Here is a 12,841-nt window from a genome sequence, read left to right as displayed (position 1 = left end):
AATACTTATTTATCCTTTGAATTTAAAAGGGGATTGTAAATTTATAATTGGATTTGTCCATTTAGATACAAATCGTGTTGATAGTATATACACGATTATAGACGTAACAATAACTAAATAAAAATAAGTTAAGATACTGATATGATCTTTAAATGGATATATTCCAAAGCCACGGATAATACCAATAAATAAGCCATGTAGTAAATACACGTGCATTGTTCTACGACCTATATACGTATAAAATTTTTCTTTTTCAGGTATTAAATTAAAGAAAGCAAACATCGTAATTAAAACGATAAAATATAATAACAATCTTTTGATTGGGCTATAGAAATCTAGCTTTCCTTCAAGCGACATATAGGGCGAATCGCCTAACAACCAATTGGAGTTAATCGGATGATATGTGTATATAACATAAAAGGCTAGTAACGTGATAATAGCTATTGGTAGAAACTTTTTATTTCTTAAAAGCTGTGTATGTTTATTAGTAAATAAATAGCCTAAATAGAATATTGGGAAGAACATAATCGTCCTAGAAAAGCTTAAGTAATTATCTATATTCTCAGAATACCCAGCGAATAGTGAAATAATCACTGCTATAGGTAATACATAATATGGTTTATAATCCTTAACTATTACTAATATTACGTGGAAAAAGAATAATGTGAGTAAAAACCATAATGCAAATACTGGATCGAAAGGATCAAACTGAACACTATCTTCTTTACCAGTTAAGTAATAGTAAAAAGAGAAAAAGCCAAAGAATATAACATATGGAACTAGTAGTTTTTTTGATACTTTTTCTAAATAACCAACTTCACCAGCTTTTTTGGCAAAATAGCCTGAAATAAATAAAAAGCCTGGCATATGAAAGCTGTATATTGTTAAATACAATGAAGATAAATGAGGGCTGGCTTCTGTATATGGCTGTAATAGATGACCAAAGACTACAAGAAAAATCAGCGCAGCTCTTGCATTATCGAAAAAGTAATCTCTTTCTTTCAACTGTGACATTCGTTTTCTCCTTTAAGTAGTACGATAAATTTTATATACACTAGTTCTAATCTATTATAAAACCTATGAGAAATGCAACAAAATACTACAATTTGTCTTTTATTATTGTATATCATGAAGGATACGATTATAATATTAAGAAATAAAATAGTGTAAAAAAACTTATGATTTTAACAAAGCTAAATTAATAATAGTGGAGATGAGCAACATGTATAAACAACTAGAACAGTTAATTACACTTACAGGTAATGATTTAAATCTGGTAAGTAGAAGATTTGGTCAGAGAACTGATTTGACTTCTGAGCAATTAGAAATGTTAAGAATATTATATAATTATGAAGTGTTATCTCAGTATGATTTGACTATGAAAATTAATAAAGAACAATCAATTGTTTCACGTTGGATAAAAAAGTTATGCCAGATGGGGTATATAACGAGCAAGCAATCCAATAAAGACATGAGATGTAAAGATTTGATGGTTACAGAAAAGGCGAAAGAATTGGTACAACAAATTAATGAGGTTAGGGTAGCTTTGATTGAAGCACGTTGCCAAAACCTTACTTCTAAAGACATAGAAAATTTAAACCAATTATTATATAAGCTAAATGTACATCAAGTATATATGCATTAGTTAATTAGTTAAAAAAGAAGCGTACATAATGACAATAACTTGCGATAAGCATTGTCATTAGTACGCTTCTTTTAATTGGTTTAATGTTTTAAATTAATATTATTTATACGTATCTACGTCGAAATATTTACCTAATTTGTCCATAGAATCATAGAAACCTTTAATACGAGTGGCATTATGAGAGGCCCATGCTACGTCTGTTGCATATTGGTGAACACCTGGATTTTCAGGGTTCCAACGCATTTTATAAAGTGTATTTTGACCTTTATCAATATATGATTCAGATATAAATTTAGCGCCTCCAACGATAGCTTTTTTAACTGTATTCCAGCCATTATTTTTTGCTGTTATAAACCCTTGTTTTACAGCGTCACTATCAACTGCGCCGATACCAAACATATTATAATATTTGTTTGGACCATCAGTAACAACTTTATTGTCTACAACATCGCCACCATTTGCAAGTTTAGATGTACCATTACCAGTTTCAAGTAATGCATGAGATATTAAATACACTTCATTGATATCGTAAGTCTGAGCTGCTTCACTAAACGCTGCGCCTTGACCTTCTAAAATACCTTTACCAACAAGTAATTTATCTAAATCAGTTGCATCAATATTTTGAGTTTTATCTAAACGTAAAAATTGATATTTTTGAGTTTCATCTTTTATTAGCTTACTTGAATCCATAGCATTTTTGATTTCGTTTGCTGTAGCATCTTCCCATTTTCCAGGTGTGTGTTGGATTTGTGGTTTAGCAGTTAATCCTTTTTGGATAGCAACAGCTTGATCTAAAGTAATGCCTGAATCATAGTATTTTACTAATTCTTTACGTAAATCAGCTTCTTTAATCCAAACGACTTTACCATTAGATAGTTTGCCATGATACCAAGTAGTACCATTAATCACTTGAGTTTCATAAACTGTAAAAATACTTTCATAAAAATCTTTAAGTGAACCTGATGGAGTAGTAGATGTTGGATCTAAATAATAGTTACCATTTTTATTGAAGATCACATAATCATATTTATACGGAGTTACCGCTGATTTAGTAACGTTTTGCGAATTTGAAACATCCGTACGATTAGATGGTTGTACCTTATTTAAATCATTAGCAGCTATCCAACCAGTTTTGTTGTTTACAATACCATAAACGTATTCGTCTTTATCGACGTAGACAGATTTAGATGCATTGAATTGATTATTTTTAAGATTATTGAGTGTATCTAGTTGTTGTGATTTTGTACCCCATGGTACTGCGTAAAGACCATTATTAGTCGCTTTAACAGTATACTGGCCATTTTTAGCATTTGTTTGGCTTAAATTACGAGTATTAATATCTTTTGTATTAATCCAGCCAATTGGCGTATTTTGATTTACATTTTGTATTAATACATAAGTATTGTTGCCTTCAGTGCGCTGTTTTGTAACATTATAAGTTTTTCCAGCTAGTTTTGTTGCGTCTTTACCTTGCTGATCATAAACAGTCGCTTTAATACCAGAATTTTTGGTATTTAACTGACCAGTTTTACTTACATTTTGTGTTTGGTTAGTAGTTGCTTTTTTCGCTACTTCTTTAACTTTAATGTCACCAGTTTGCATCCAACCTATATTAGTATTGGTTTTGTTATCAGTAATTAAGTAAAATGCATTTTTACCTAGTGTTGCTTTTTTACTTAGTTTATATGTTTGGCCATTAACATATGGCTTTTGCACACCTTGTTTATCATATACAGTCGTATATACACCGTGATTGTTTTTGGCAACAGTACCTTGTTGATTTGTAAGTGTATTTACAGTTAATTTCCCTGAATTTGTAGTAGGAGATGTAGCTGTATTACTTGTTGAAGATAATTTACTTAGGCTGACCCAACCAGATAAATTATTTACAGTTCCATAAATATAGTTAGTCTTACCAATTTGTTGTTGTTTTGTTGCTTTGAACGTTTGTGTAGATTTTCCTGAAACTGTACCCGCTTTTTGAGAACCTGTACCCCAAGGAACAGTATATATCGTTTCTCCAGGTTTGATTTGATAAGTTTTATTAATGTTAGTTGTTACTTTTACGCTACCTGTTTTAGGCGGAGTAGTTACACCAGTATTACTTGATCCTGTATTATTTGAGCTATTTCCACTCGTACTACCTGAAGAGGATGTACCCCAAGCAGCAGCTTGACCTGTTTTAATTAAATATTTTTCATAAATAAGGTCATATAATTCATCATAACTATAATTATGTGCAGCTAAATAACCATGAGGATCAGTGTGGTCAGTACCGCCTAAGTAATTACTTACTGCTTTATGAGTCCAAACAGTACCAGATCCATCATATTCTGCACTATCAGGGACTAAACCATAATACTGTAAGTTTGTTGCTGCATAATCAGCATAGTTATTTATTGAACGAGCAAATGAATCATAGTCATGAGTATGAACTAATTCAACGTGTATGAAACGTTGGTTAGCCGCAGCACCGCCACCCCAAGCTAAGTAATCAGTATTTGCTGTTTCAATAATACGATTTCCATCTACGTAAGCATGTACGAAAGCATTCTCATAATTATTCTTCATATAATTGATTTCGCCAGTAATTGTTGAATTATCATTTGCAGTATCATGCATAACAATACCTTCGGGTTTACCGTAGCGATAATCATATTTTGGTAGATAAGATGCTATATCTTGTTCGTAGTTAGGTGCTTTAAAGTTGTTCTTACGAATATAATTGTTAATCGATGAACTTACTTTTGGCGAATATTTTGTCAATGTTGAACGCGTTGTCGCTTCATTTGTAAGTGCAGAACGTGTTGCGACTTTTGAATCGGCATTTCTAGCTACTCTAAGTTTAGGTGTCGCTTGTGTACTATATAAAGTAGCATTGGCTGCTTTAGTAGTGTCTGCGCTATCATCTTGACCAGTGTCAGTATCTTGTTCAGTAGAAGAAGCATCCGAATTCACACTATCCTTAGACTCATCTTGTTTGTCATCGGCAGCAACTTCATCCTTATCAGTACTAGCGCTATCATCTTGACCAGCGTCAGTATCTTGTTCAGTAGAAGAAGCATCCGAATTCACACTATCCTTAGACTCATCTTGTTTGTCATCGGCAGTGACTTCATCCTTATCAGTACTAGCGCTATCATCTTGACCAGCGTCAGTATCTTGTTCAGTAGAAGAAGCATCCGAATTCACACTATCCTTAGATCCATCTTGTTTGTCTTCAGCAGTGACTTCATCCTTATCAGTACTAGCGCTATCATCTTGACCAGCGTCAGTATCTTGTTCGGTAGAAGAAGCATCTGAATTCACACTATCGTTAGATTCATCTTGTTTGTCATCGGCAGTGACTTCATCCTTATCAGTACTAGCGCTATCATCTTGAACAGTGTCAGTATCTTGTTCAGTAGAAGAAGCATCTGAATTCACACTATCCTTAGATCCATCTTGTTTGTCTTCAGCAATGACTTCATCCTTATTAGTACTAGCGCTATCATCTTGATCAGCGTCAGTATCTTGTTCGGTAGAAGAAGCATCTGAATTCACACTATCGTTAGATTCATCTTGTTTGTCTTCAGCAGTGACTTCATCCTTATCAGTACTAGCGCTATCATCTTGACCAGCGTCAGTATCTTGTTCAGTAGAAGAAGCATCTGAATTCACACTATCCTTAGATCCATCTTGTTTGTCTTCAGCAATGATTTCATCCTTATCAGTACTAGTGCTATCGTTTTGAACAGCGTCAGTATCCTGTTCAGTAGAAGAAGCATCTGAATTCACACTATCCTTAGATCCATCTTGTTTGTCTTCAGCAATGATTTCATCCTTATCAGTACTAGTGCTATCGTTTTGAACAGCGTCAGTATCCTGTTCTGATGTGTTTTCATTGTTAGCTGTTTCATTAGAAGTAACATTACTTTCAAGAGCGTTTTGATTTGTTTCTAAATCTTGATTGTCATTTTGTTGCGCTTCTTGATCTTGACCATTTTGGTTATATGTATCTTGAGTTGGTGTTTGATCAGAAGTTTGATTGTTCAACTCATCAATTTGAGCATCATAGTTTGAGTCATTATCATTAGATGCCTGTTTGATTTGTGTAGGGTCTTGGTAGACTTGTGTACCTGAAATGTTAGCTGTTGGTTTACTAATTTCAGATTTAATTTCTTCACTTTGGTTAAGTGCTTTATCATCATTTAAAATATTCTTATTAGGCGAGTGCTCCTGTGTTTTATCTGCCGCCTGTGCGTGATGAGTTGTCAAAGCTGTACCTGCTAATGTAAGTGCTATAATTGAAGGTACTTTATAAGTGTTTTTATTCTTAGCCATTAAACTGCCCCTTTAACTTTATAAATTTAAATTCATTATAATACGTCTAAGGATCGAGTGACTTATTTTTCACCGATTTGTAATATAAAATTAATCTTATTAAGTTTTGGAAAAGATTTAATATACGATTTAAAGCGTTATAACGCCTTATTCACAATATATTAAAAAAATACACACCGAAGAATATTACAAAATTTAGATGAAATATTACTGTAAAAATATGACAAATAATATTAAATTGTTTTTGACATTGCAATGTGTTTGATGTTTTCCTCCATAAAAGTTTCTCCGAAAGCTTCATATCCAAGAGATTCATAAAATGGTTGCGCATGACATTGTGCATTAAGCATTAACTTTTTATCGCCTTTATTTTTTGCTACGTCTTCTAAAAAGCCCATTAGTAATTTTCCATAACCTTTATTGCGATGCGATGCTAAAATAGCCACTCTTTCTACTTTTACGGCATTATCTACAGGACGAAGTCTACCAGTTGCAAATGGCACAGCATTTTGATCATAGCCTATTACATGAGTAGCAATCGTTTCATATTGATCTATTTCATTTTCTAAAGGCACACCTTGTTCTTCAACGAAGACCTTTTTACGTATATTGTGAGCTTCTTCTATCATATTTTGAGTTGTAACAATTTTGAACATAAAGATTCCTCATTTCAATTTTTAATATTAAAAATACCCTACCATAAAATATATGGTAGGGCAGTATATTTATAACGCTTCTTTTCTAATAATTGCAGTGTATTGCCAAAAAATACGCATTTGTGCAATGTTCCAATTATTCATTCCCATGGCAAAGCCTGAGGGTTTGAATAAGTTTACATCAGTTACTTCTAATGCAGCTGCAATTAGATACTGAATTGGCACACTGATTTGCTTCATTGTTTCTGTTATGCCATTTTGGTCATAAACCCATGTGAAGGGGAGTTCAGATTCAAATACATCAACTTTTTCAAAAATTTCTGGAAGCGCAACAATATAACACGCACCATCAACAATTGGATTATTGTCACTATCTTTATAATAAATTCGTAGTGCTTCATAATTCTCCCGATGTTCATGATTGACGTAGAAAAATTCATTCCTGAAAAGTGCCATATCTTTGCTGTGAATCAATTGTTGTTCTAATACATTAAACATACCATTAATTTGGTTAAGTTTGTCATATGTTTTACGTGACATACAGTGAGCTCCTCTCTAAAGTTAATATTGATTTGTAGGTATTTCTTGTGCATTTGGTTGTTGATTTTCATCAGGCTGCTGCTGATTTGGATCAACCTGTTGTTGCGTATTTTGATCACTGTTTTGTTGATTCTGATCGTTTTGTTGATTCGGGTCGTCTTGTTGATTTTCATATTGATTAGCGTCAGATTGTTGGCTATTGTCATTATTTTTATTTTCTTGAATATCTGAATCTGTAGAATTATTATCTGATGATTGATTTTCATCATTATCATCATTACTCGTACTATCGTTTTGAGATTTTCTTAGTAATGAACTATCTATCTCTGTTTGTGGTATGAGTGTACCATAAAAATCAATAACACGTTGGTTTAAAAATTCTAACTTATCTTTTATTTTAGGTAATTCTAGATCATCACGCAAAAGATTTGACGTATCTTGAATATTTTTTATATCAGGATTGTAATAATATATGCCATTTAAGTAGTCGTCTTTACCTTCTAGTTGTGTACTCTTGATATCAACATCATCTTTTAAATAAGATGTTGCAAGTACTTTGATTTCTTTATAACTTAAATTGTGTTTGGCATTTTTACCAACAATTTCAACAACATCATCTAACTTACTAATTGAATCTGCTTTTTGAGCTTTAGCAAATAGTTTTTTTATTAAATCCATTTGACGTTGACCACGTTCTAAATCAGAATCTTGATGTCTTGTTCGCGCAACGGCTAATGCTTCATCGCCATTTAAATTTTGATGGCCTTTTTTAACTTTTATTTTTCCAGAATCATCTGTGTTTGGCTCATTAATGTCATAAGGGACATCGTATTCGATACCGCCAAGTTCATTAACAGCATCGACAAAAGCTTCCATATTAATTCTTACATAGTAATCAACTGGCACATTTAACGTAGCTTCTACAGAGTCCATTGATGATTTAGGACCTCCATAAGCATGAGCATGTGCAATTTTATCGTAATAACCCACTTTAGGGATAAAACTAATAGTATCACGTGGGATACTTAACATTCTTATTTGTTCTTTCTTGGTATTAAGTGTAGAGAAAATCATTGCATCTGATCTTGATTGTTCAGTACTTTGTCCGTTTTTTTCACGACCACTATTATCATCAATACCTAAGAATAAGATAGAGATAGGATCTTTTGAAGGATCAACTTTTGATTCACGGATGTTAGATTGCCTCGCTGAATCTTGGTCATTGTATGAATGTTCAAAAGCACCTTGAGAAGATTTTAATAGTAAAACGGCAAATATCACTGGAACAACTACAAGAAGTAAAGATAGAAATATTAAAAAATATTTTAAAAATTTATTCATGTTTGGAGCTCCCCATGTATAAGATTTGGTACATGTAACTATCATTTTGTTGAAGTTGTTAAACTTTTTAACTTTGTTAAATATTTGTAAAGAAGAAAATGTACTATAACTTATAATTTTATTACTATAATTAAAAAATATCAACTATCAATATGTTATTTACGAGTTTGAGGTGAAAATTAAAGATATTCGTGATACTTAGGACTGGAACAGTCAAGGTTTAGATTTAGATGTTACATTTATGTCATTTGATTAAAAATGATTTATTTTAAAACATAGGATATAATATACATTGGAAATATAAACTTGTAGACAATATCAATTCTAATGAATAATTAATAGATTCTATTTGGATAGCAGAATGTATGGGATGATTTATTGAGAATTAGATTTTAAAATGAAACTAAAACTAAATATATCTTTATTCTGAAAGATATAAGGAGGAAACGTCGACGTGAAACAAGCTTGGTTAGAGAGAATTGATGAAAGTTTAGTTAAAGCATTTTATCAATTACAAACAGAGGAAGAAAAAAATGAAGGCTTTGAAACTACTTTATCTTTCGGTACTGCAGGTATAAGAAGTACTTTTGGCTTAGGTCCAGGGAGATTAAATGCCTTTACTGTTCGAAAAGTTGCATTAGGATTAGCACAATATTTAAAAAATACAGTTAGTAGCGATTCATCAGTGGTTATCCATTTTGATACTAGATTATTATCAAAAGCATTTTCTAGAGAAATGGCAAGTGTTTTAGCTGAAAATGGTGTGCATACGATTGTATCAGAAAATTATAAATCTACACCAGAGTTATCTTTTGCGGTAAGAGAATTAAATGTAAGTGCTGGCGTCATGATAACTGCTAGTCATAATCCTAAAAACTATAACGGTATAAAAATTTATGATCATCATGGTGGTCAACTGTTACCAGAAGCATCAGAAACGTTAAGTTCATATATAAATTCAATTGAATCACCATTGTTAATTGAAAAAGGTGATTTTGAGACATTATTGAAGGAAGAGAAAATTCAATTCATGGCTAATGAAGTGACAGAAAAATACAAAGCTGAGGTTAAATCATTAGTAGGTACGATTGAAGAAAAAGATGCCAAAGTTGTACTCACGAGTTTACATGGTACGAGTTTACCATTAATGTCAGATATATTGTCAGAGTTGGATTATCATAATTATGTAATAGAAGAAGAGCAATCAAAACCAGATGGTCATTTTCCGACGATTGCAATTGCTAACCCAGAGGACGAAGATGCGTTTGCACTAGGGAAAAAATTGGCAGATGAAACAGATGCACAACTCATCATTGCTACAGACCCGGATGCGGATAGATTAGGATTTATTGAACGTTATGGAGATAACGACTATAGATATTTTAATGGTAATGAAATAGGTTTATTATTTATGAAATTGAGATTTCAAGATTTAGTAGAATCTAATAAACCACAATATATTATAAAGTCAATCGTTACGAGTGAGTTAGCAGAAAGATTAGCTAAATCATTAGACGTTGAAGTGACGAACGTTTTAACTGGGTTTAAATTTATTTCTGACTTAATCGAACAAAATCACAACACAACAAATAAGCAATTGTTGTTAGCATTTGAAGAAAGTCATGGATACTTAGCAAAACCAATATCCAGAGATAAAGATGCAATTCAAATGGTACCACTGTTAATTAAATATAAAAATTTATTAAATAAAAACGGTATAACATTTAAAGATACAATTAATGATATTTATCAAAATATTGGTGAATTTAAAGATAGAACAATCGCACCAAGCTTTGAAGGGTCAAAAGGTAATGAAAAAATTTCTAAAATAATGAGTCAGTTTAGAAATAAAGATATTCTTTCAATTTGTGGTATGGATGTTAAACAAATTGAAGATTACCAAATTGGAGAAATTAGGAATGTAAAAGAGGGGGCGACTGAACCATTATCATTACCTAATACAAACTTAATTAGATTCATATTTGACAATGGTTTTATTGCTCTGAGACCGTCAGGAACAGAACCAAAAATCAAACTGTATTTCTCGCTTAATGTAGATGACATTGATGCCATAACGGATCAATTTGAAAAAGACTATATTAATCATATAGATTGAGTAAAATAGAGGCAAAAAGATGACTACGAAAAAACTAAAACGGATAACGATTATTTTAACCATACTTCTTATAGCAATAGCAATTTTGATTGTATTTAAGCATTATCAACGTTACAACCAAGAATATAATGATACTAAAACTTATGAAGATGCATCAAAAGGTCATAAAAAAATAGGTAAATTAAATACCGTTGTTGATGCAAACAATCCTGATATAGTAGAAGTTAATAGATACTTAGAACAGATCAAATTTAATGGTACAGCTGCTGTATTTGAAAATGGTCAATTAAAACTAAATAAAGGCTATGGTATAAAAAATTTTAAAGAAGATGAAAAGAACAAGGCGGATACATTATATTTAATTGGTTCTTCTCAAAAATTCACTACTGGATTAATGCTAAAGCAACTGGTAAATGAAAAGAAGATCAATATGAATGATCCAGTCACAAAATACGTGCCTTGGTTTAAAACAGCGCAACCGATTACATTAAATCAATTGATGCAGCATAAAAGTGGTTTATATAAATATAGAGCTTCACCTCAATATAAAAATTTAGATGAAGCTGTTCATGCTATACAAGAAAAAGGAATAGAAGCAAAATATTATAATAAAAATAGATATAACGATGCGAATTACCTAGTATTGTCACGTGTGATAGAAGAGGTAACTAGTAAATCCTATGTAAAGAACTTTGTAGATAGACTTGCAAATCCATATAATTTGAATTTCACAGCATTCTACAATGATTTAGATTATCAAAAGAATATGGCAATTGGTTATAAAAAAGATAAAACGTCCAGTAATCCAGTAAAACAAACACCCAATATATTAGATCAGTATTATGGTGCGGGAAATCTCTTTATGGCGCCATACGATATGGGGCAATTAATTTTAAGCTTACAAAAAAACAAACTTTTTGATAGTAAAATAACGCAACCACTTTTACATGAGAGTTTAACATCACAGTACCCTGAACCTTATAGATATGGTTTTTATTCACTCCCAGATAAAAATAGAATAAATGGTGGATTTTTTGGCCAAGTATTTACAGCTTATTTTAACGACAAATATATAGTAGTCTTAGGTACTAATTATGAAAATAGTAAGACTAATAACGAAAAGAAAATCAAACATATCTATTATGATATCTTAAAACAAGGCGGGGCATATAATATTGTCGGTCAAAAATATTAAAATAAAATGTATATAAAAAAAGCACTCCTTTACTATTTAATCAAAGTTTAAAACTTACAGATTAAATAGCATAAAAGGAGTGTCTTTTTATGCATTAATAAACGATTAGTTATTTACAATACTTGAGTGCATCTATAAAAATCTCTTTAAATACCTCAGGTTCAATAGACATGACTACACTACAATTAGGGAAAGCAGATTTAAAATCTGTAACCGTTGCGCCTTTTGTCAATGTACCATTAGTCTCAACTTGAACATCTGCTTCTTGTACATCAAACTTTTCAGGATGAAGCAGATAAAGCACAGTATATACATCATAAACATTAATACCTTTTTCAAAATCATCACCTTTATAATGTTTGAAAAGGTGATGTAGCATATCTCCAGTTTGATTTAAGGCCTGAAGTTCATTTACTGTATGATGGCTCAATGTAGAACTTCTTGCAACATCAAGACCAACCATAGTCAAAGGTAAACCTGAATTGAATACGATCTGGGCAGCTTCTGGATCACAGTAAATATTAAATTCTGCAGATGGCGTTATGTTACCACGACCAGCGGAACCCCCCATGAAGACAATTTCTTTAATATAATCTTTCGCTTCAGGATAAGTAGATATTAATAAAGCAATGTTTGTTAATGGGCCAATAGGAATGAGTGTTACGGGATCTTCATTCGTTATTAATTCTTTATACATAGCTTCCACAGCATGTACTGAAGCTAAATCATTATAGTTAGGTTCAGGAAAATCATATCCATTCATACCTGATTCTCCGTGGACTATACTCGCGTCTACTATGTTTGAAAGTAAGGGTTGTGAAGCGCCTCTATGTATAGGGATATTACTCTTGAAAAACTGTTTAAGTTTCAATGCATTTGCTGTTGTTTTTTCAATTCCTACGTTTCCATTGACAGTAGTAATCATTCTTAAATCAAACGCAGGGTGATTTAAAGCAATACTGATTGCCGCTGCATCATCGATACCGGGATCAGTGTCTATAATTATGGGTTGTTTCATTATTATT

General features: G+C 31.9%; 9 protein-coding genes. 3 read left to right on the top strand and 6 right to left on the bottom strand.

What is annotated here, in order from left to right:
• Positions 1–9 precede the first annotated feature (9 nt).
• Positions 10–1,014, bottom strand: coding sequence for an acyltransferase family protein (locus LG295_RS09660; RefSeq protein WP_325999608.1), 1,005 nt, complete (start codon positions 1,012–1,014; stop codon positions 10–12).
• 208 nt (positions 1,015–1,222) lie between these two features.
• On the opposite strand from LG295_RS09660, the gene LG295_RS09655 reads away from it, so the two are divergent.
• Positions 1,223–1,645 carry a MarR family transcriptional regulator gene (locus tag LG295_RS09655; RefSeq protein WP_107531539.1) on the top strand — a complete coding sequence of 141 codons (423 nt, stop codon included), beginning with the start codon at positions 1,223–1,225 and terminating at the stop codon, positions 1,643–1,645.
• Between the two features lie 99 nt (positions 1,646–1,744).
• Here LG295_RS09655 and LG295_RS09650 read toward each other — a convergent pair whose 3' ends face one another.
• The 4 genes from LG295_RS09650 to LG295_RS09635 all read right to left on the bottom strand — a co-directional run bounded on the left by LG295_RS09650 (position 1,745) and on the right by LG295_RS09635 (position 8,505).
• Positions 1,745–5,968 (bottom strand): glucosaminidase domain-containing protein, encoded by a 4,224-nt coding sequence (locus LG295_RS09650; protein WP_404475785.1) that lies wholly within the window; start codon positions 5,966–5,968, stop codon positions 1,745–1,747.
• Between the two features lie 233 nt (positions 5,969–6,201).
• Positions 6,202–6,624, bottom strand: coding sequence for a GNAT family N-acetyltransferase (locus tag LG295_RS09645; protein ID WP_107531541.1), 423 nt, complete (start codon positions 6,622–6,624; stop codon positions 6,202–6,204).
• A gap of 69 nt (positions 6,625–6,693) precedes the next feature.
• The gene (locus LG295_RS09640) at positions 6,694–7,164 is read right to left on the bottom strand and encodes a DUF2538 family protein (RefSeq protein WP_017724104.1); all 471 of its coding nucleotides are present in this window, start codon (positions 7,162–7,164) and stop codon (positions 6,694–6,696) included.
• A 21-nt stretch (positions 7,165–7,185) separates the two neighbouring features.
• Positions 7,186–8,505, bottom strand: a complete 1,320-nt coding sequence (locus LG295_RS09635; RefSeq protein WP_318832989.1) for an LCP family protein — start codon at positions 8,503–8,505, stop codon at positions 7,186–7,188.
• Between the two features lie 454 nt (positions 8,506–8,959).
• Between LG295_RS09635 and LG295_RS09630 the strand changes: the two genes are divergently transcribed.
• Entirely contained in the window at positions 8,960–10,621 is a 1,662-nt protein-coding gene (locus LG295_RS09630; RefSeq protein ID WP_318832988.1) for a phospho-sugar mutase, read from the top strand.
• Between the two features lie 19 nt (positions 10,622–10,640).
• The gene (locus LG295_RS09625) at positions 10,641–11,816 is read left to right on the top strand and encodes a serine hydrolase domain-containing protein (protein ID WP_318832987.1); all 1,176 of its coding nucleotides are present in this window, start codon (positions 10,641–10,643) and stop codon (positions 11,814–11,816) included.
• A 109-nt stretch (positions 11,817–11,925) separates the two neighbouring features.
• On the opposite strand, the gene rihC is transcribed toward LG295_RS09625, so the two are convergent.
• A complete protein-coding gene (gene rihC, locus LG295_RS09620) occupies positions 11,926–12,834 on the bottom strand; it encodes a ribonucleoside hydrolase RihC (protein WP_318832986.1) in 909 nt (302 codons plus the stop codon).
• Between the last annotated feature and the right edge of the window lie 7 nt (positions 12,835–12,841).

This window comes from Staphylococcus pseudoxylosus (genome assembly GCF_044794325.1).
Classification (GTDB): Bacteria; Bacillota; Bacilli; order Staphylococcales; family Staphylococcaceae; genus Staphylococcus; species Staphylococcus pseudoxylosus.
This window is presented reverse-complemented; position numbering and strand designations above follow the sequence as displayed.

Bases quoted from the DNA above. Each gene is read 5' to 3' on its own strand.
- rihC (WP_318832986.1), bottom strand. From the start codon at position 12,834: ATGAAACAACCCATAATTATAGACACTGATCCCGGTATCGATGATGCA.
- LG295_RS09655 (WP_107531539.1), top strand. From the start codon at position 1,223: ATGTATAAACAACTAGAACAGTTAATTACACTTACAGGTAATGATTTA.
- LG295_RS09650 (WP_404475785.1), bottom strand. From the start codon at position 5,968: ATGGCTAAGAATAAAAACACTTATAAAGTACCTTCAATTATAGCACTT.
- LG295_RS09625 (WP_318832987.1), top strand. From the start codon at position 10,641: ATGACTACGAAAAAACTAAAACGGATAACGATTATTTTAACCATACTT.
- LG295_RS09660 (WP_325999608.1), bottom strand. From the start codon at position 1,014: ATGTCACAGTTGAAAGAAAGAGATTACTTTTTCGATAATGCAAGAGCT.
- LG295_RS09640 (WP_017724104.1), bottom strand. From the start codon at position 7,164: ATGTCACGTAAAACATATGACAAACTTAACCAAATTAATGGTATGTTT.
- LG295_RS09635 (WP_318832989.1), bottom strand. From the start codon at position 8,505: ATGAATAAATTTTTAAAATATTTTTTAATATTTCTATCTTTACTTCTT.
- LG295_RS09645 (WP_107531541.1), bottom strand. From the start codon at position 6,624: ATGTTCAAAATTGTTACAACTCAAAATATGATAGAAGAAGCTCACAAT.